Here is an 18857-nt window from a genome sequence, read left to right as displayed (position 1 = left end):
CCGGGTTGGGCGATGATGGGCCGGTGAGTTTGGATCTGAGCAACTATGAGCTGCGCTGGCCGGCGCCGCTGTTCGCGTCCGAGGGCGAGCGGGTCCTGCGGGTCCCGAACAGATGGTGGGAGGACCAGGCGGTCTGGCTCCTGACGGAGGCCTTCGCCGGTACTACGGTGGTGGCCGACTTCGAGGAGTTGCCCAACAGCCCCGCACCGTCGGATGACCCATGGGCCAGCACTACCCCTGGCTGGGGGGAGCGGCAGGGAAGGGACAAGCGGGACTGGCTCACCGAGCTGGTCGGCCGCGCCTCGGAGCTGCGCCGTGCCGTCGAGCCGCGGCCGTACTGGCCGCAGCGGCAAGGGCGCGGCCTCTCGCACGACGGCAGTACCCCACGGGACTCCCGCCGCGACTTCGAGCGGATCGTCAGCGACTTTGCCGACAGCGGCTACCTGGTGGAGGTTTTCGGCGAGGACTGCGTGGACGACCCCACCGAGCTGTCGGACGCGGACGCCTCGCGAGTGATCGAGCGCCGCCTGGGCATTCCCGACCTGTGGCCCTTATCCCCGGCTACGTGGGACGAGGACACCTTCTTCGGGCTGATCGAGGTCTTCCACGACCTTCTCAGCCGCCCCCGGACTCGCCGCTTCCACTCCTACGCCGGGTGCGGCTGGCACCACTCGGAGTTCCACAACGGGCCCGCCCGGCTCCTTTACCGCAGCAAGGTCAACGAGCTGCTCCGCGAGGCCGGCATCGAATACGAGCTGGCCGCCGAAGGCGAGGACCTCGGGCGCCTGGTCGCCGTCACCGACGACGCCCGCAGCGCGCTGGTGGACCACGCCCTGACCGGCAGTACCCCGGACATCACGGCCCGGGTCCGTCACGCCGTCGCCCTCTTCCGCGCCCGTGACGCGGCTGCGGAGAGCAAGCGATCAGCGATCGTGGCCCTCGCGGGCATCCTTGAGGAACGCCGGGCCCTCCTCAAGGAGCAGCTCGGCAAGGACGAAGGGGCTCTCTTCGATATCGCCAACCGCTACGACCTGCGCCACCGGAGAGCAGACCAGCGCGGCGACTACGACGAAGCGTTCCTGGACTGGATCTTCTGGTGGTACCTCGGAACGGTCGAGCTCAGCAACCGGCTCATCGCGTCACGGATCGGCGGCTGATACCGCGTCCTGTCCGGAGAGCAGGGGGGCATGAACTATCCGAGGCTGAGAGCAATCCCGGAAGGTCTGGTGATCACCGTATGCCTGCTGGTGCTGACTGCGTGCAGCGGCAACGACGACCCGCCGGTCAGACGCAGCGACGGCGTGATCAAGGACTTCGGGCACGTCACAACACCCGATCTGAAGAAGTGGGTCCAGAGGTCTGAACTGCCGCAGAAGACCAAGAGCCTGATCGACCTCTACGTCGGCAAGATCCGCGTCACCAACGGGTTCGCCGGATGCCTGACAGAGGGACGGACCGAACCGCTCATGAACGTTGAGCTGACCTATCCAGACCTCGGGCAATACGACGAACAGGGCTTGGACGAGCAGCGCGACTGGAGCCGCCGAATCATTTCAGGACTGGAAGAGTTCGCCCATACCTTCGAGCCGGGCTACTTCACGGAGGACGGTTGGGTCGGAGGGCCAACCTGGGTGACCGACCCCAAGGGCGGTCTGGACTGCAGCGGCAGTATCGAGATGGGCCAGCTATTGACCCCAGCGGCGAACATGGGAACGGATTACCACCAGAGGGACAACAACCCGATCCCCTGAGAATGGTACCGGGCCGACCGTGCCGCCAATGCTGACGAAGCCGCGCGCCGCCTGCCTCAACCCGCCTACGATGCCCTGGTGCGGAAGACGAAAGCGTTCAAGGAAGCCGTTGCCGAGACGCTCGCGGAGCTGGCCCGTCGCGGAGTGACGTTCGCCCCCGCGACCGTGGCGGACACGATCGAGCAGCAGATCACCACCGTGTCCGAACGGCTCGGGATCCAGGTTCGCTCCGCCTGGAGGTACTTCGACGCCTCCGCCACGGCCGACCGCCTCGCCAAGAACCAGGCCTCCTACGAGGAGAGCAGCAGCGAGAAGGACGCCGGGCAGGCACCGATGCCGCCGATCGACAACCCTGAGCTCGCCCTGGTCCTCGCCGGAGTGCCGGACTCCCTGGCCCAGACCGGCGGTGACCTGTACGCGGTCATCATCAACGTCGCGGTCAACGCCTGGATGGCCGGCCACATCCACGGCGAGGACGGATGCGCCGGCTGCGACGGCAGCCGCGGCGATGTCGGGCACGACTGGGAGGCGCGCATGCGGATGATCAGCGAGCTCCAGCCGAACATCACCAAGTGGTTCGACCGCGATGTATGGACCGCCGCCGTCAACGACGCCGGCTACACCGTCACCCGGCGCTGACCTGACCATCGCTCGCCACTCGGACCTGTACCAGCACCCGGAGCCCGACGCTCACCTCGTGCCAGCTCGAGGCCGTGGCGCATCGCATCTGCCAACCGGTCACCCGGTCACCCGGCGGCCTCCTTCTCGGCAAGCTTCTTCCGGGCCTGCTGGTAGTCCTCGTACGTCACGGCGTTCAGCGCCTCAATCCGGGCGAGCGCCTCCACCGTGTCGTCCTTCCTCATCGCGGTGTCCATGAACTTCAGCAGCAGCTCCACCATCGCGTGGCTCTTCCAGTGCCGCAGCTCCGCCTCGTTCAGCAGCTCCGGGCCGCTGGCCATCATCATGTTGACCAGCCGCTCTCTCGCCCGCCACTCCCGGCGCCGACGCCACCAGCCACCCCCCGGCCGGTTCAGATACCGCAGCTTGCGGATCTGCTCCACCATGGCCCTGATCTGCGTCTCTTGCTCGGGCGTCCACGCCTTCCCAGAACCGTCAGCAAGCGCCTGGACGGCCTCCTGAGCGGCCTTGCTGCCGTCGCCCGGCCCGTCGCCGCACAGTTGCTCCACGGCCTTCCTGAGCGACGCTTCCGCCGCTGTGGTGTCGTTGTCTTCGGCCACGCTCTCCCTCTCTTTTCCTCGCCGAACGCGCAGCATGCCCGCCGTGCGGCACCCCGGGCAATCGGACGGCCGGCCTACTGGGGATCCGGGGCCGCCCCTCCCGGCGCGGCCGCCGTGCGACGGGAGCGCCGACGGATGACGCCGGGCAGCTGGCGGGTGGCGGCGGCCGGGGTGAAGAACAGCCCGATCATGCTGAGCTGTCCTGTTGTGCCGTCCGCGCCTGCGCTCCGAGGGCGTCCCCGACGACCTTCCAACTCACCCCTGCCTGCCCGGGTTACGCCGTCAAGCCGGATCATCGCCCTAGCTACACTGCGACTTCATGACGACGATCTACACGACCCAGGAGTGGAAAGGCCACGGGAGGCAGAACTACTACTGGAACGAGTACAGGCTCGAAGGCAACACCGTCGTCAAGTACAAGTGCAACCGGCAGAAGTTCTTCGACGGCGATGAGAACACCTGGCAGAAGGACGAGCAGTTCCAGAAAGCCTGGGAACTTGACGACCCGAGCATGCCCGACTGGCTGAGGCAGCATCTCTGATCACACCTGCCCTCTCTCTGTAGCCCTGGAACGCATCACCGCATGCCTGTATGGCTGCTGACAGGCCTCGGAGCCATGAGGCGGCGACGGGGGCCGTCAGTGGGCCTGTAGTGCCCGCCCCGCTACGGTCCGGCGGCCGGCCGGGCCGGATCACGATTCAGTGGTCGGGCCACACGCTCGCCGATACGAGCCCGGCCGATACGATCTGCCGATGTCCTGCGTTTTCTGCGGCCGTGCTCCGGTCACCAAGGAGCACGTCTTCCCCCAGTGGCTGAACGAGTACCTCCTCCCAGGACGTCAGCGGACCGAACAAGCCCGCTACGGTGATGGCGCCTACGACAAGACCCGGGAGACGGCGGGTCTGGACTTCACGGTCAAGAAGGTCTGCGCCCCGTGCAACAACGGTTGGATGTCGCAGATGGAGGTCGCTTCCAGGGACGCCCTCACGCCTCTGATCACCGGGCAGGACCTCAGCCTCATTTCCCTGCCGCAGCAGCGCCAGATCGCGCTCTGGGCCACAAAGACAGCGATGATGGCCGACCAAACCCAGCACACGCCCCTCCTGCCGCCCCATCAGCTTCGGAGGCTGCGTACTCACCGGGCGATACCTGGTGGGACGCGTGTCTGGATCGGTGCCTGCCCACAACGCGAACCCCTCGTCACCAGCCTCACCGTGAAGGTCGACCTCACCGGCGTAGGCGCGCCCGGGAGCCCGCAGCCGGTCGGGTTCTACTGCCCGATGAAGATCGGGTACCTCTGTCTCTACGTCTACTTCCCGGCCGTCGACGTCGTCATCCAGCACGCTCGGGAGTTCCACCTGTCCGTCGCCCGGATCTGGCCCCGCCGTTCCAGCAGCCTGCCGTTCCCTCCTCCCGTCCAGCCGCAGGACGGGGAAGCCTTCGAATACTTCGCCGACGCGCTAAAGGAAAGTCTGTACCTCTACACACCCGAGGAAGCCGCCCAGCACCGGCTCAAGGAATCCTGACGCCGGGGCCGGCACAGCAGTGCAGCCCCCCCATACGCAACCTCCCGGTATCCCGCGTCGCGGGACGCCGACCTCCGACCGCCATCGAGAGCTGTGTCGAAGTACGGGCTCAGTCGCCTCGGCCGTCGTGCCTGTGCAGGTCAGTCAGAGACGGACGGTTTCTCTTCCCAGAACCAGCCGTGGGCGGCCATGCCCTCCTTCGACCACTCCATCACCAGCAGGGCTCCCTCCTTGGCCTGGGCGGCGTCACAACTGCGGCCGTCCACGAAGAAGCGGATCAGCGCCCCGTTGGGCCGAGCTTTAGGGATACGCCCAGCCGCAGCAATTCCGCTGGAAGTCCTATTTTCAGAACTGCGAGAAAACCATTGAAGAGACTTAGACCGGTGTATATTCAACTTCCGCAGATGCCCAAGTCGCAAGCTGGGCGACCAGCAGGCTTGTCTTGTGCTCCACAGAATCCCCTAACCGGACATAACGGATCGCCGCGGACAGCGACTCAGCGAGTTCCGGGTCTGTGACTTCCACAGCAAAGGCACGCAGGACGCGGAGTTGGGGCACACTGCGTAGCCCGCCATCAAGCGCAGCGATGGCCCGCCGCGCTGTCCAGCCACGAGTTACAGCTTCCGTCACGCAGGGCTGACCGTCGTATGTCCAGACTCGCTGAAATCGCACAGCGGCAAGCCCATGATGATCATCAGCTTCATTAGCCGGATCCAAGAAAGGGCGCAAAAGCGATACAGGGCCACTCAGGACGTGCCAGCCATCTTCCCGCTTGGCATGAAGGGTGAAGATCTCAATGCTGTCGGGAATTAGCGCGGATGCGCCAGCCACCAGGACAGTCAGAGGCGAACCTTCAGGCGCTTCCAGATGAACCGTCCAGGAACCCTCTCGTTCCTCCAGGAAGATCTCCTGGCAACCCAGGCCAGACATACCCACGCTTAGCATAACCGCTGGAGATATCCCGAAGGAATGGTAGCTGGTCGCGTCAAGAAGGTTCACGTCTAGCTGATTGAATGCAAGCGTTAGTCCGACGAAATATCCCATGGCACTTTCGCACGCCCTGATGATCTCATCGTTCAGTTCACTCCAGGAGATTTCCTGCGAACCAGACTTAATTTCTATGCGTACACCATCATCCTGATAGCGAACCATTCTATGTGCTTGGGCTGTGCGCAAGTCCAGGTTGAAACCCCCCAGCAGGTTCTCCATCACGGGGCGCGTGCGAGCGCTACGCAAAAGATCCGTCGCATTGTCTTGCCGAAGCTTGCCGTAGGGCCTTGACTTCTGTCCTGACGTCACGAGCAGGGCAATTGCCACCAGCTGTCCTGCGCCCTCCACCAAACTTGCAGCGATATCAACCATGGACCGCCCCACTTGACGCGGCACGCCACAATTCGCTGCCTGCGCAACCTGAGAGGCGGCGTCGAACAGGTCTAGCATTGCCGCCTCATAATCAGATTTGAAGTGAGGACTCTCCGCCAAGATCGATAGTAGCTCAGGATTCTGGGAAAATATTTCGAAGCTTCCCTTTACGATGCGCTCAAATCTATCTTCGTCTCCCTGTGCGACCATAAGGGCCCGCTGTAGAGCGAACTGCAGACCACCCCCGTACCCGTACTGAGGGGGGGTTCCAAGGATTCTCGCAACCTCGGCCTCGGCAAGCGCACAAAGATCTGCCAGATCGGTTGCGCCCAATTCCATCATTGACTGCCGCAGCAGCACGACCATCTGATCCTGAAAACCGTCAACCTCCAAGAGTTCATTGAGCCGGTTTACCTTTTCCATGTGCATTCCTAGAACGTCACCAGAAGCGTCCATTCTTTTCTGCGCAACGTCTGCGTGACGCTGCGCTTCTAGCGGCGTAGGCGCGTCTAGTGCGGCTAGATATGCACGTACTGTATCCACGAGATGCTCAATGCAGGCTCTCGCACCGTCAACCAAGGGTAGATACGGACGGTGCCGAACTGCTGCGGACGCAACGGCGCGCTCATTGACCAGTTCCTCAACAACTTCCCTGAGAGTATCGTCGGCCCCCGGCAGGGTTTGAGTCACCGAGCGAACCGCGGCGAAAAAGCGGTATAGCCATGACTCCAATCGCCCCACTAGCATTTCCATTTCAGCAGCCTGAAACAGGCTCGGAGATGCTTCCACGGGAGAGGTCGTCAACAACTCGGCTGTGGCACGTATGGATGCCCGACGTGCTCCCGCACGCTGATCTATTTCCCAAGGAGCTGGGCGGGCTCCACAGTCCGCACAGTCAACGCCGCGAACTCGTTTGATCCCGCACCTCGCGCACAAGACAAGGTCGTAAGACAAACGGAACCGCAGTTGGTTCTCTGAAGTTTCCATGCGCTTCTCCCGGTTCGAGGGGTTGGTTGCACTCATGGAGTGCAACTCCCATGGGCATCATCTCGCGAAGCAGGAGAGGAGCACAGGCAGATTCTCATGTGTCGGGGAGAGCACACACGGCAGCTACTGACAGCTGTTCAGTTACCCGGAGCGCCTCGTGCCTCAGCACATCATCAGCCGGGTTCGCTTGGCCCCCGCCGCCGGAACTGCCGAGGGCGCAAGAGTGCGCCTTCTCCAACGTGATGGCGCTGGCCGTGTTGGACGGATCTACGGAACGACGAAGCTCCTGGTAGACGGTTTCACGACCAAGATCCGCTGTCTGCCAGGAGCTTCGTGTGCTTGTCTACCCGTCGTCGATCGACCTGTCGAGTCGCGCCCTGCGGTACCTGACCGGACGACTCGCTGTACGGCGAGGGGAGATCGGGACCCGGTGGCGGCGCCTGACCGTCGGCCGTCAGGCTCTCCTCGCTCTGGCCCATCTGAGGTGCGGTGACGCCTACGCCCAGCTCGCCGCCGGTTTTGGTATCGGCATCGCGACCGCGTACCGCTACATTCGCGAGGCCGTTGATGTGCTGGCCGCGCTCGCGCCCACCCTGGCCGAGGTGATGAGCATCGCGAGGACCAAGGCATTCGTGATTCTGGACGGCACTCTGCTGCCGATCGACCGGGCCGCCGCCGACACCCCGTACTGTTGAGTCGGCACGGAGCGCGGTGCCGGTGTTGCCACCGGCCCGTTTCTCCGTGCCGCTCGCCGAACCCGGCGTGCGGCTCTCACCGCACCGGGCTCTCCACGGTCTCTGCCGTTCAAGCGTGGTTGAGAACCCAGGGGTTGGGGATCGTGTTGCCCCGGTAGCGATAGCGGGTGACCGCGATCGAGACCATGGGGAACAGTTCGATCCCGTCCGCCGAGAGCCTGTGCCACCGGCCATTGCGGTCGGTGAAGCGTCGGCGGACGTCCTTCCACCTCCAGCGATGCAGCACCATCCACCAGCTGGTCACCCGTCGCCATACGAAGTGGTCCAGGGCTTTCAGCGTGGTCTTGCATACCGCGTGCTTGAAGTAGTTGACCCAGCCGCGCAGAATCGAGTTGATCCTCTTCAGTACGGTCCCCGGGTCCTGCTGCGACGTTCTGTTCGTCAGGGCACGGATCTTGTCCTTCAGCTGCCGGATGGGCCTCGCGGCGATGAAGGTGTAGACGTACCACTTGTTCGAGCCTCGCTTACGGCGCCACTGGATGTGGAACCCCAGGAAGTCGAACCCTTCCGACATGTCCACGATCTGGGTCTTGGCTGGTGACAGCCTCAGCCCGAGAGGGTGCAGTACGTCGGCGATGTCCTCGCGCAGGCGGGCGACATCGTCGCGGCTGCCGTCGACCAGGACGACGAAGTCGTCCGCGTAGCGGACGATGCGCCAGTTCGGGCGGCCGTGGTGACGATGGTGTGCCCGCCTGCCCCTGGTGGACATCCTTCCGCCCGGCTCCCACGGCTCCATCACGTGCTCGTCGAGCACGGACAGGGCGATGTTCGCCAGCAGCGGGGAGAGGATGCCGCCCTGCGGGGTGCCGGTGAAGGTCTCCTCGCGGTCGCCGCCCTCAGTGAGGACGCCGGCCTTGAGAAACGCCTTGACCAGCCGCAGCACGCGCTTGTCCTTGACCCGCGCTCGCACCCGGTCCAACAGGGCCGCGTGGTCGATGGAGTCGAAGCACGCCTCGATGTCCGCGTCCAGCACCCAGCGATAGCCGTTGGTGCCGTAGCGGTGTATCTCGGCGATCGCGTCGTGTGCGCGCCGCATGGGCCGGAAACCGTAGGAGACCGGCAGGAAGTCGGCCTCGAAGATCGGCTCCAGCACCAGCTTGAGGGCCGCCTGGACCACCCGGTCGGAGACGGTCGGGATGCCGAGCTTGCGCACCTTCCCGCTCCCGCCGGGCTTGGGGATCTTACGTTCGCGTACCGGCAGCGGGCGGAATTCACCCGTTTTCAGTACGCGTTGCAGGTCCTCCAGGTAGCCCGGGAGACCGAGGTCCCGCTCGACGTTGACGACCGTGAGGCCGTCGACGCCCGGGGTTCGGGCTCCCTTGTTGCCCGCGACCCGTTCGAACGCCACGAGCAGCGTCGCCGGGTCGCATACGAGGTTGAACAGATCGTCGAACCTGCGGCCGTGGTCGGCCGCCGCCCAACGGTGAAGCTTGGTCTGCATCCCCGATACCCGCTGGCGAGACCCCACCGGGGCCTCGGGAGCACCACTGTTCAGCGGTGCGTCTTTCGGCATTGCAGCCTCCTTCCCTTCTCGAAACCGCTGCCGCCCTTCCCCATGTGCCGGGCTCTCCCCGACTCGGAGTACTACGGCGGCTCCGCCCCGTCCCGGCCCGATCGACCGACGATGGACCCAGCCCTCCGCCCGAGCTGGACGCGCGGCAGGAAGGCGGAACCGGGACGGTTCCCGTGTTCGCTCGTTGTTCGATCGTCGGAGTAGGAGCCCGGCTATGCCCCCGCGGCCTCGCCACGGCTACCCCGCAGCACTTCACCGTGGCCTCCCCGCGCGACCGAAATAGACCGCCCGGGAAGTTCCCTGCCAGCCGAATATCCAGCAGGGACGCACCGCATCCAGCCCTGATCCACCAGGTTCGAGCTGGCGTGCCTCAAGGAGGCGTAGACGCCGGTTCCTCGCGTACTCCTCTCCGTCTCGCTTGCCGGACCCGCACCATCTGGCAGTACTGGCACGTCCCGGCTTTGTCGGGGCTGCTTCCCGCCCTCCCCGGCACCTCCCGGTTCAGGCTGCCCCCAGCTTCAACCTCCCTGCTGCGACAGGGCGATGGCGGCGGTCTTTCACCTCCACTCGAACAACAAGCGCCTCACGGCGCACACTCGGGCAAACACAAGCGCCATGGCATGAACGTCCAGGTCCTCACCGACCCGTTCGACCGCCTGCTGTGGGCCTCGCCCGCCCTCCCCGGCTCCACCCACGACCTGACCGCCGCCCGCACCCACAGATCGTCGAAGCACTCACCGCCGCCGGCCTCAAGTGCTGGGCCGACAGGGCATACCAAGGTGCCGGCGGCCCCATCCGGGCCCCCTTCCGCGGCCGTCGCCTCAAACGGTGGCAGCGCCGACACAACAGCACACACGCCAAGATCCGCTGCCTCGAGCAGGCCATGGCCACCCTCAAGGACTCCTGCTACGAGAGCTCCGTTGCAACACCAACCGCATCACTGCGACCGTCCAAGCCCTCCTCATCCTTCAACACGCCTCCGCGTGCGGTTGGAAAGCGCTCAGCCCTCCTCCTGAACGGCGCCCTGGCCCCTACCCGCGGCCACACCATCGCCGAGCAGCCAAAGAAGTACCGGTACTCCACCAATCACCAGACCGGCTTCCAGAGCAGCGGACGAGTCTGGCGCCAAGGCCGCCGTCGGCTAGACCCTCACGATCACCGACGGCGGATAACCAGGCAACTTCATCCCGCCCGCACCGCCGATAGCTCGGCCAGCGCGAGTGGGCACCAGGGTGCCGTCCACGATCAGCACGGCGTCCTTGGCGAACCGCTTGCGCGGCCGGAGCGCGAGCATCGGCCCGAGGTGATCGATGATGCGGTCCGCCGCCGACTTCGACACCCCGAACAGCGGCGCGAGCTGCCGCATCGTCAAGTTCGTGCGCCAGTACGCCGCGACCAGCAGTGCCCTGTCCTCCAGCGGAAAGCTCCACGGTCGGCCCTTGCGGCGGCGTCCGCACCCTGGCGCCGCAGAATGGTCATCAGCTTCCCGAACTGCCTCGGACTCAGCCCGCTGAATGGGGCTATCCAGGGCGGCTCCGACGCCATGATCACACCAGCCACGACGAGATCGTCTCATCTTGATCCTGCTGCCGGGCCGCCAGCCTCTGACGGGACACAACTCGGTGGCCCGGACGGATTCGGCGTGAGAGCCTCACGCCCGTGGCTACTGAAACCGAGGTGGGACAGCTGTTGCACCAGCGCGGCTGGCGGACGGCATTCACGGTCACTGAAAGGGTGAACGCGTGGGCTTCCCTCGTGAGTGTCATCGAGCGCGGCTACGGCGACGACATCTACGAGTACACCAACGACCTCTACTGCCGAAACTGGCTGCACGAAGCGTGGCTCCTGCTGGACGAACACATCGTCCAACTCTGGACCCCACGGATCAAAGCCCTGGACGCCCAGTACAAGGCCGCGACCATCGACGACGACGGCCAAGCACTCGATCAGTTCCACAGGCTGCCCGGCCCCGACCTGTGGTGGTGGCGGCGCCACCCTCGCGTCCTCACCGGAGACCTCGGGCGTTCGCTTCGCTCGGCCGGCGCCATCGGCGTCGACCCGGACACGGCTTGACCCTCAGCCTCGTGGGATTACGGCACAGCCTTTAGCTTGATCTTTAACCTCGGGGGTCGAACGACGTCTCGCACTTGATCACTCAGACTGGTAACTGCCTTACGCGCAGGCGGCCTTCGGCTGAGCATGTGCTCCGACCAAGGAACACACACGCCCAGCACGAAGGCCGTGAGGATGAGTCTGCTGCATCATGCTGTCCGGCAGGATCCGTTCGCGGAACTGTCACGCTTGCGGGGTGAGTTCTACTCCTGCCTGACCAGGCGTGCGGATGCACTGTTCGAGCTTGCCGACGCCGTGCTGTGTGCCGACGGCCCCGTCCGGTCGCTGGTGGAGCTGTCACTGGTGGGCGAACATCGTCGCGGGCATGGCGGGCTCTACGACGCACTGGCCGCCGGCCGAGTCGATGTCGCCCGGCTGCGGCGGGCCCTGGCCACGGTGCCGCTGCCGCGATCAGCGGACGGCCGGCTGGTCCTGGCCGCCGACATCACCTGCTGGCTGAGGCCCGACGCGCACACCTCGCCGCAGCGGATCCTGTGTCACACCTAGCGCAAGGCGGCAAAGTATTTCGCCGGGGAGACGCGCTGGTGAACCGCTGGGTGCGGCGTCGGCGACCGCGCCGCCGTGATGGACGACAGCCGCTGGGCTACTGCTGTGCTGGCAGTTCCCTCACCTCACAGTCCGCCCCGAGCCGGTCGGCGTAAGGGCCGAGCCTCTGAAGCAAGGTGAGCATGCCGCCGCGGCGGGCGTTACTAAGTTGGCTCGCAGCCGCAGTCACGATATGCGCACCGGCTAGCCGCTTCCCGGTCGTGGTGTCTCGGATCAGGGGGCTGAACAGGTGGTAGCCCTGAGTTGCACGAGCCCAGGCGAGCACGGAGAACCCAATGTGGTGGTGGGACTGCTTGAGGCTATGGCCCAAGTCGCGTGTGAGGTCCGTCCAGTCCTGTGCGGGAACGACCCATTGAGCCAGTTGCCGTCGTCGGCGAGCGTAATTGTGGCGCTCCGGGTCTCGCTCCATCTGTTCCGCGACGGCTTCTACGGCCGAGCGGAAGAGTGGCCAGGCGTCTTCTGGGCAGCGCTTCCTCAGCTGCCGTATGGAGGACAGGGCGCAACTAACCGGCATGTCAAGGATGTGGGCGGCTTCGATCACCGTCGCCCCGGTGCTCATTTCAATCAGCTTGAGGGCTGCGGCCCTGCGGATGTGGTTGGCATTGGCCGAGCTGGACACGGTGAGACGAGTGGAGAATACGGAGAAGTATTGCTGATACCAAGTGGCAGGGATGAGCTGCGGGACCTCTCCCGGGCTGAAGCGGCTCTCTCGCGAAGGGACACGTAGAGCGGCAGTGGCCAAGGGGTAGCGGCGGCCGGCATGGAATCCTCGGTACTGGCGGCTCAGCGCACGTGCGAGTGATGGGGTCACGGGCTGGCTGCGGAGCGTCCTCATGAAGCGGGCTCGATCCTGCCCGGCAGCACTGTCCGCCAAGGACTGCATAGTGTCACGCAGGCTCGCGGGATTCCGGTCTGCGAGGAGAGTGTCGCTCTGCAGGAGGAGCGCTGCGGTCGCTTTGGGGTCGGCAGGCGGTCGAAGAACGCTTGCCGACCCATGCTGGGCACCCGGCCGCGGAGCGCTTTTGCGTCGCGCCTCAGCGATGTGACCGTCCAGAGCGTCAGCGAGTGGCGTGTCGAGTGGTGCGGAGTGAGTGGAGGCTGGCCAGGCAAGGACGACGAGCTGCGCGACAGCAAGCAGGTCGTTGAAGTAGAAGGGGTCTTCGCGTCCTGGCAGTAATCGCGCGGCAATGTGTTCCTGCAGTCGCAGACACGATTCCAGGTATGAGGTGGCGGAGTTCTTACCCTCGGGTCTCCGGGTCAGCGGTGCTTCGCAGTAGGCGCGGTGCTGTCGGCCAGTAGAGCCGCGCAGGACGTTACGGCAGTTCGCGGGGTGGATCCCACTGGCATCAGGGTTCAGCACCATACCCAGGCGGGCTCGGGAAGCGGCATGGAGCGGAAGGGTGCATGTGGAGCACTGGTATTCCAGTAGCTGTCTGTGCCGTGTGCATGCAAAAACCACGGGCAAATGCCAGTCCCGGCGCCAGGCGCCTCCATGAGCGCGCTGGATAGGGCTTCCGTCACCGATAAGGCAAGCGGCGCAGAAACGGTTGACTTGCAAAAAGGCCCAGGCGTCACGCCGAATCTTTCCATTCGCCTGTAGTCCGACACGAGCGAGCGGTGGATAGCTGCTGGCATGACAGCTCAGACCAAAGGCTGCAACTTCATCCATGGTGAGGTGAGTTGCCGCGGCGAACGAGTTAGCCCTCTCGCGCTCTAGCCCTAGCAGAAGGTGAGCGGGGAACCGCGATGCCCTATCGCCGGAGGCATAGGTAACCAGCGATGTGATTCGCCCGATTCGGGCAGGCGATCGGTCCAGGCGATGAGCCAAGCGCAGAATGAATCCCGTCAAGGATTCTTCCGGAAGCGGTGCGAGGCTACGGGGAAGGGGGCTCACCCTTCTCCCCATTGCACGGCTCGTCGCGCCAACGTCATCGCGCACACCTGTTCCGCTCCGCTCCTGTCAACACTCCCGCGCCATTTACGTCTTCCACGCAGGCACCTTTCAGATCACGGTGGGTCGCCGGTGACGCTGCAGAGCAACGGTTGGGAGCTCGGGTAACGCCCCTCAATGAAAAGTTCGACGGCAGTCCCTCAGCGGGCGGCGAGCCAGATCTCGCTGCTGTGCGGTTTGCACCCAGAGAGAGTCACGGCGCCCATTCACGTCGCGGCGCCGTACCGCGGCAGCCGGGAGCCCAGGTCACATTGGACAGCGATCCGCTCGGTGTGTCGTTCGAGCCGGTCAAGCTGCGAGGTAGTGGCGTCAGAGTGGCGCCGTCCATCCAGCCCTGATTCGTGTTCGCCCTGTTGGTGCCTGAAAGTCACGCCCCGGACGGGCCTCCGAGCCGTGCCGGTTCGGACGGGCTCAACAAGATCAGCCGTGCCTTGCCTGCGGGAAGAAAGCGGAGACACATTCACTCGAATGTGTGAATTACGAAAGAGTGAACGACCTGGGCTGCGTTGCGAGCCATACGGTCTTTCCGCTCTTGGAGTACGGATCACGGCGAGGAGGCGAGCGCTCCCAGATGAACTCAGCAACTTCGGGGCGGAGTTGGTCCACTGGACCGACACCTTACCGTGATGGTGCCTGGTCGGATATTTGTTCCCTTGAAGACCTCGCCGTGCTGGACTCCGGGTTCACGGAGTACACACAGGCGCTGGATCTTGACGAGAAGTGGCCCGTGCGCTGGACCACGACGTGGAAGTTCGGCCAGACTCCGATCACCAGACCGGTGCGCGACTTGGACATGATGGATCTCCGGCGCAGCGTTCCGGTACGCCGCTTCACCTGGCGCACGGACCAGTTCCACCGCCCCGGGCTCGAGTATCTGATGGCGACGGACCGGCACCACGGCTTCGAAAGCCACGAGGAGGAGCGGCTGCTGCTGGTCGCCGACTTCGCCGCGGGCCTGGTGGAGGCCCTGTGTCAGCCGTTCCGGCTACGGTTTCTCTCCGGCGGCAAGTCGATCCAGCACACCCCGGACTTCCTGCTGGTGACCGAGTCCGGACTCTTCCTGATCGACGTACGTCCTGCCGATCGGATCAAGCCGCAGGACGCACTGAAGTTTGCCGCCACCGCCGAGGCCGCGCTGTCGGCGGGCTGGCAGTACGGCGTCGTGGCGGGGTGGCGCCGACACGTGTGGACGAACGTGGACGCACTCTCCGCGGAGCGGCGTCCGACGCCTGATGTGCTGGGCATTCAGGACCAGTTACGGCAGGTGGCAGCGCAAGGACCCTTGCCGTTCGGCGAGTTGGTTGAGCAGTGCCGGATTCCGGCGATCGCCCGGGCTCATGCGATTCATCTGCTCTGGCATCGACACCTTGGCGCGGATCTCTCGGGGCCGTTCGGTGATGCGAGCCTGATCCGTCTGGCTCCCGAGCAGCACCGCCGGGAGTTGCCACGGTGAGCACTTCAGCAGATCCCATGTGGAACCTGGCGGCGGGCGCCGAGCTGATCATCAGTGGCAGCGCGTGGCGGATCCAGTCCTGTCTGCCCCATCTCAGCCGGGTCACCCTCGTCGACGAGAACGGCGAGGCGTGGAAGACCTCGCTGAGCGAGCTCATGCATCGCCCGGACTGCCGTCCCTCCACCCGGACGCGTACGGACCTGCCGGCCGCGGACCGCGGTCGGCAGCCCAAGGCAATGGATGATTTGGATGACCACCAGCGCCAGATCATCATGCTCCGCATGGAGCACCTGCTCGAGGCCAAAACGGGGTATCGCAGCGGCGACCCGCTCTACGCGCTGCCGCATGAACCCCTGCCGCAGTACGACCCGGACATCACGACGCTGACCCAGCGCCGCAAGGCGAAGGCAAAGGAACTACTGAAAGCCGCGGCCGAGGCCCCCGCACAGGCGAAGGCGAACGGTCTGCACAAGGCGAGCCTGCGCACGCTGATTCGATGGGACACCGCACGGGCGAAGTACGGTCCGATCGGCGTCGCGGACGACCGGTGGCTGCGGGAGGCGACCGGGCACACGATCTCCCCCGAACTGCGCGAGGCATTGTTCGCGGTGTATGCGGAGTGCTCGGATCGCCGCTCGAAAATGACCATGCGGGACATCGAGCGCCTCATCCACCAGTACATACGGGAGGTGTTCGAATCGCCCGAGGCCGAGCCCGCCGAGGGGGAAGCCACCAAGCCTGACTCCGCCGCCCCCTCGCGTGTGAAGATCCCCAACTACGACACCCTGCGAGCCATCTGGAAAGAGTGGTTCGGCTCCAACGGGGGACGACAGCGCTACATACGCTCAGCGGCAAAGGCGAAGCAGTACGCGACCGGCTGGCACATCGTGGTGCACCGCCCCGGCCAAGTCGTCGCCCTGGACAGCACAGTGCTGCCGGTGAAGGTACTGGACAACGTGTTCGGCGACCCGGTCTCCGTGTATCTGACGCTGGCACTGGACGTCTACACGCGCTCGATCGTGGCGTTCCGCCTCAGCCTTGTCTCCGACAAGTCGATCGACGTGGCGATGGTGCTGCGGGACATGATGATGCCGTTGCCGATGCGCCCGGAGTGGGGCACGAACGTGGAGTGGGCCTACCCAGGCGTCCCCCACACGGTGGTCGCGGAGTTCGCCGGGTACGAAGTCGCCGGACTGCCGTTCTTCTCTCCCGAGACGGTCACCACCGACCACGGCTCCGTCTACCGCAACCACCACCTCGTCGAAGTGCAGCGGGTCATCAAGGCGAACATCAAACCCAGCCGCGTTCTGCGTCCGACCGACAAGCACTCCGTGGAGCGGACGTTCGGCGCCATCAAGTCGCTGCTATTCGCGGTCCTGCTCGGCTACCAGGGCACGGACGTCGCCGACCGGGGCGTGGACCCGGAGGCCGACGCCTGCCTGACCGTGACGGGGATGGAACACATCATCGCCACCTGGGTTGTCGAGACCTGGCAGAACCGGCGCTTCGGTTCCTACGCCCCAAGCTGGGACCCGCGTGGCGATCACAGCCCCAACAGCCTGTTCGCGGCCGCTATGGCCCAGGGCGGCTTCGCTCTGCGGATTCCCCCCGCCGAGCTGTACTACCGGCTCCTGCCGCGGCACAAGCTCATGATCCACGGCAAGCGCGGTGTGAAGGTCAAGAACCTCTGGTACGACGGACCCGCCCTGGATCCCTACCGCGGGAAGCTCTCCGGCCGTGGAGGAAAGAAGAACAAGAACAGGTACGTCGTCCACCGTGACCCGCGTGATCCGTGCTTCGTGTTCTTCCAGGACCCCGATACGCACGACTGGCACACGCTCCGTTGGACGGGCCTGCCCGAAGAAGGCGAGGTGCCCGCCTTCAGCGACGCCCGCGTCCACGAAGCCATGCGGGAACTACGCAAGACCGGCCTTGCCCCGAAGTCGGACACCGAACTCCTTCCAGTTCTGCTGGAGTTGATCGGCGGCAACATCCCGGTCGAGAAGTGGCCCACCCAACTCTCCAAGCGGAAGCGAACCGAGCACGCTCGCGAAGTCGCCCAGCGGGCCGCGGCGGCCGCCGACCGGCCCGCAAACGCGATCAAGAAGGAGACGCCGACGCCACGCGCCACTGTCCCCGCCGCGCGGACAGGTTCCTCCGAAGGCAAAGTCGTACCTCTTCGTCCGAAGGATCGCGCACAGCAAATACACGACGCGGTGAACAGCGAACGTCGGCGCCGCCGCGAAGCCGCAATCCCCGACGAGCTGTCGACGGCCCCCAACCTGTCCGAACGGCTGCGCTCTTCGAGCTTGTTGGCACTACTGGACGACGACTCCGTCGATGACGACACCCCCATCACGCCCGACGAGACCGAGAAAGAGGCCAGCCAATGACCTCGAAGCCGAACCCGCTGTCGTTCCTCCCCGGCCCGACGGTGGACCGCACCACCTTCGAAGGCTGGAACCGGTGGTGCGAGACCCGCGACGCCTTCGTCCCCGCGCCGATCCTCACAGCCGAGGAGTACGGCCGTCTGACCAAGCGCCAGAAGCGCATCCATGACCTGCACCGCCTCGCGACACACAGCTCCCTGCCGATCCAGGCCACCCCGATGAGCGAACGCGTAGCCCACGCGGTGCTCGCCCGCGTCGAGGACGGCGCCTACAGCCACAAGGCCGGAACCCGCGGCGGCATCATGGTCAACGGCGACGGCGCCCAGGGCAAGACCGAGACGATCTGCGAAGCCCTGGCCATCTTCCAGGAGGAATGGCTGGCCCTCCACAACTATGCGAACCCCGACGCCATGCCCGGCACCCGCGACCTAGTCGCCCCCGTCGCCTACGTACGCTGCCCGGTCAAGGCCACTCCCATCTCCACCTGCCAGCGGATCCTCGACTTCTACGGCGAGGACCACAAGGGCATGCGCCTGGAAGACCTCGTGCGCACCGTCAAGACCGCAGTCGTCGAGCACGCCACGAAGGCCCTCGTGATCGACGACATCACCCGCCTCAAGCTCCACCGGGAAGCCGACCAGGACGTGCTCGACCTGATCCGCGAAATGATGAGCATGCCCGTCACGCTCATCCTGGTCGGCGTCGGCATCCCCACCTCGGGTCTGCTGCGCGAAGGCCGCCGTGACCCCAAGACCCAGGAGTGGGTCTACGAGCCGGTCAAGGACGTCGGACGCAGCCCCAACGCCCACGCCGCCAGCCAGCACGAACGTCGTTTCCAGGTCGTCGACCTCGACCCATTCAGGTACAAGACACCAGCGCAGATGAAGGCATGGATAGTCCATCTCCGGCGCCTGGAGTGTGAGTTGCGCCTGTTGAGCGACACCACCGGGATGCTCACCGCCGGCGACATGCCCGAGTACCTGTTCAACCGCACCAAGGGTGTGGTCGGCATCCTGGAAAAGCTCATCCAGCACGGCTGCCGCCGCGCCATGGAGAACAAGAGCGAGCGTCTCACCAAGGACCTGCTCAACCAGTTCACCGTCACCCCCGACGACATGCCCGACCTCGACGCCGGATCCGGCGAACAGCCCGACATTCCACCCCACGAGCCGACGCAGAAGAAGAACCCCCGAGGCCGCAATACCGTCTTCGACGACGACGGCCCCGCCGCGGCCGACGAGGCAAGCTGACG

The 18857-nt window shown here is 65.3% G+C and carries 14 protein-coding genes and 5 pseudogenes; 13 read left to right on the top strand and 6 right to left on the bottom strand.

Annotated features, from left to right (window positions below):
* The first annotated feature begins 23 nt into the window (after positions 1 to 23).
* The 3 genes from OG842_RS36460 to OG842_RS36450 all read left to right on the top strand — a co-directional run bounded on the left by OG842_RS36460 (position 24) and on the right by OG842_RS36450 (position 2390).
* Entirely contained in the window at positions 24 to 1157 is a 1134-nt protein-coding gene (locus tag OG842_RS36460; protein ID WP_266734729.1) for a hypothetical protein, read from the top strand.
* A gap of 30 nt (positions 1158 to 1187) precedes the next feature.
* Entirely contained in the window at positions 1188 to 1751 is a 564-nt protein-coding gene (locus OG842_RS36455; protein ID WP_266734730.1) for a hypothetical protein, read from the top strand.
* 78 nt (positions 1752 to 1829) lie between these two features.
* Positions 1830 to 2390 (top strand): hypothetical protein, encoded by a 561-nt coding sequence (locus OG842_RS36450; RefSeq protein WP_266734731.1) that lies wholly within the window; start codon positions 1830 to 1832, stop codon positions 2388 to 2390.
* A 107-nt stretch (positions 2391 to 2497) separates the two neighbouring features.
* Here the strand turns inward: OG842_RS36450 and OG842_RS36445 are convergent, their stop codons facing one another.
* Positions 2498 to 2989 carry a hypothetical protein gene (locus OG842_RS36445; protein WP_266734732.1) on the bottom strand — a complete coding sequence of 164 codons (492 nt, stop codon included), beginning with the start codon at positions 2987 to 2989 and terminating at the stop codon, positions 2498 to 2500.
* A 319-nt stretch (positions 2990 to 3308) separates the two neighbouring features.
* Here OG842_RS36445 and OG842_RS36440 point away from each other — a divergent pair, with 319 nt between their 5' ends.
* Both OG842_RS36440 and OG842_RS36435 read left to right on the top strand, forming a co-directional pair.
* On the top strand, positions 3309 to 3530 hold the full coding sequence (locus OG842_RS36440) for a hypothetical protein (RefSeq protein ID WP_266734733.1): 222 nt from the start codon (positions 3309 to 3311) through the stop codon (positions 3528 to 3530).
* 211 nt (positions 3531 to 3741) lie between these two features.
* A complete protein-coding gene (locus OG842_RS36435) occupies positions 3742 to 4515 on the top strand; it encodes a hypothetical protein (protein ID WP_266734735.1) in 774 nt (257 codons plus the stop codon).
* Between the two features lie 140 nt (positions 4516 to 4655).
* Here the strand turns inward: OG842_RS36435 and OG842_RS36430 are convergent, their stop codons facing one another.
* Both OG842_RS36430 and OG842_RS36425 read right to left on the bottom strand, forming a co-directional pair.
* On the bottom strand, positions 4656 to 4781 hold the full coding sequence (locus OG842_RS36430; protein ID WP_266734736.1) for a hypothetical protein: 126 nt from the start codon (positions 4779 to 4781) through the stop codon (positions 4656 to 4658).
* Positions 4782 to 4890: 109 nt separating this feature from the next.
* Positions 4891 to 6300 (bottom strand): hypothetical protein, encoded by a 1410-nt coding sequence (locus tag OG842_RS36425; protein WP_266734738.1) that lies wholly within the window; start codon positions 6298 to 6300, stop codon positions 4891 to 4893.
* A gap of 899 nt (positions 6301 to 7199) precedes the next feature.
* Here OG842_RS36425 and OG842_RS36420 point away from each other — a divergent pair.
* Positions 7200 to 7553 (top strand): annotated as a pseudogene (locus OG842_RS36420) (helix-turn-helix domain-containing protein); the annotation flags it as partial.
* Between the two features lie 115 nt (positions 7554 to 7668).
* On the opposite strand, the gene ltrA reads toward OG842_RS36420, so the two are convergent.
* Positions 7669 to 9132, bottom strand: coding sequence for a group II intron reverse transcriptase/maturase (gene ltrA / locus OG842_RS36415; protein ID WP_266734739.1), 1464 nt, complete (start codon positions 9130 to 9132; stop codon positions 7669 to 7671).
* A gap of 593 nt (positions 9133 to 9725) precedes the next feature.
* Here ltrA and OG842_RS36410 point away from each other — a divergent pair.
* Positions 9726 to 10116: pseudogene (locus tag OG842_RS36410) on the top strand (transposase family protein); the annotation flags it as partial.
* Between the two features lie 232 nt (positions 10117 to 10348).
* Here OG842_RS36410 and OG842_RS36400 read toward each other — a convergent pair.
* Positions 10349 to 10692, bottom strand: a pseudogene (locus OG842_RS36400) (helix-turn-helix domain-containing protein); the annotation flags it as partial.
* A gap of 99 nt (positions 10693 to 10791) precedes the next feature.
* Between OG842_RS36400 and OG842_RS36395 the strand changes: the two are divergent.
* From OG842_RS36395 to OG842_RS36385, 3 genes and pseudogenes are all read left to right on the top strand, one after another.
* Positions 10792 to 11205, top strand: coding sequence for a hypothetical protein (locus OG842_RS36395; protein ID WP_266734740.1), 414 nt, complete (start codon positions 10792 to 10794; stop codon positions 11203 to 11205).
* A 174-nt stretch (positions 11206 to 11379) separates the two neighbouring features.
* A pseudogene (locus tag OG842_RS36390) lies at positions 11380 to 11748 on the top strand (transposase); the annotation flags it as partial.
* Between the two features lie 1105 nt (positions 11749 to 12853).
* Complete coding sequence (locus OG842_RS36385; protein WP_328512606.1) at positions 12854 to 12988, top strand: hypothetical protein; 135 nt, start codon at positions 12854 to 12856, stop codon at positions 12986 to 12988.
* A 258-nt stretch (positions 12989 to 13246) separates the two neighbouring features.
* Here OG842_RS36385 and OG842_RS45305 read toward each other — a convergent pair.
* A pseudogene (locus OG842_RS45305) lies at positions 13247 to 13717 on the bottom strand (TniQ family protein); the annotation flags it as partial.
* Positions 13718 to 14429: 712 nt separating this feature from the next.
* Between OG842_RS45305 and OG842_RS36380 the strand changes: the two are divergent.
* The 3 genes from OG842_RS36380 to OG842_RS36370 are packed head-to-tail and all read left to right on the top strand — an operon-like array spanning position 14430 to position 18855.
* On the top strand, positions 14430 to 15215 hold the full coding sequence (locus tag OG842_RS36380) for a TnsA-like heteromeric transposase endonuclease subunit (protein ID WP_266734742.1): 786 nt from the start codon (positions 14430 to 14432) through the stop codon (positions 15213 to 15215).
* Positions 15212 to 17608 (top strand): transposase, encoded by a 2397-nt coding sequence (locus tag OG842_RS36375; protein ID WP_266734743.1) that lies wholly within the window; start codon positions 15212 to 15214, stop codon positions 17606 to 17608. Before OG842_RS36380 ends, OG842_RS36375 begins: the two co-directional genes overlap by 4 nt.
* Positions 17605 to 18855, top strand: a complete 1251-nt coding sequence (locus tag OG842_RS36370) for an AAA family ATPase (RefSeq protein ID WP_266734745.1) — start codon at positions 17605 to 17607, stop codon at positions 18853 to 18855. Before OG842_RS36375 ends, OG842_RS36370 begins: the two co-directional genes overlap by 4 nt.
* Positions 18856 to 18857 lie beyond the last annotated feature (2 nt).

The organism is Streptomyces sp. NBC_00376, assembly GCF_036077095.1.
Classification (GTDB): domain Bacteria; phylum Actinomycetota; class Actinomycetes; order Streptomycetales; family Streptomycetaceae; genus Streptomyces.
Note: the sequence above shows the minus strand (reverse complement) of the source record. Positions and strands in the feature narration are given on the sequence as shown.

What these genes read in the sequence shown, in the direction of transcription:
- ltrA (WP_266734739.1), bottom strand. Translation starts at nt 9,132, where the DNA reads ATGCCGAAAGACGCACCGCTGAACAGTGGTGCTCCCGAGGCCCCGGTG.
- OG842_RS36455 (WP_266734730.1), top strand. Translation starts at nt 1,188, where the DNA reads ATGAACTATCCGAGGCTGAGAGCAATCCCGGAAGGTCTGGTGATCACC.
- OG842_RS36435 (WP_266734735.1), top strand. Translation starts at nt 3,742, where the DNA reads ATGTCCTGCGTTTTCTGCGGCCGTGCTCCGGTCACCAAGGAGCACGTC.
- OG842_RS36425 (WP_266734738.1), bottom strand. Translation starts at nt 6,300, where the DNA reads ATGGAAAAGGTAAACCGGCTCAATGAACTCTTGGAGGTTGACGGTTTT.
- OG842_RS36440 (WP_266734733.1), top strand. Translation starts at nt 3,309, where the DNA reads ATGACGACGATCTACACGACCCAGGAGTGGAAAGGCCACGGGAGGCAG.
- OG842_RS36370 (WP_266734745.1), top strand. Translation starts at nt 17,605, where the DNA reads ATGACCTCGAAGCCGAACCCGCTGTCGTTCCTCCCCGGCCCGACGGTG.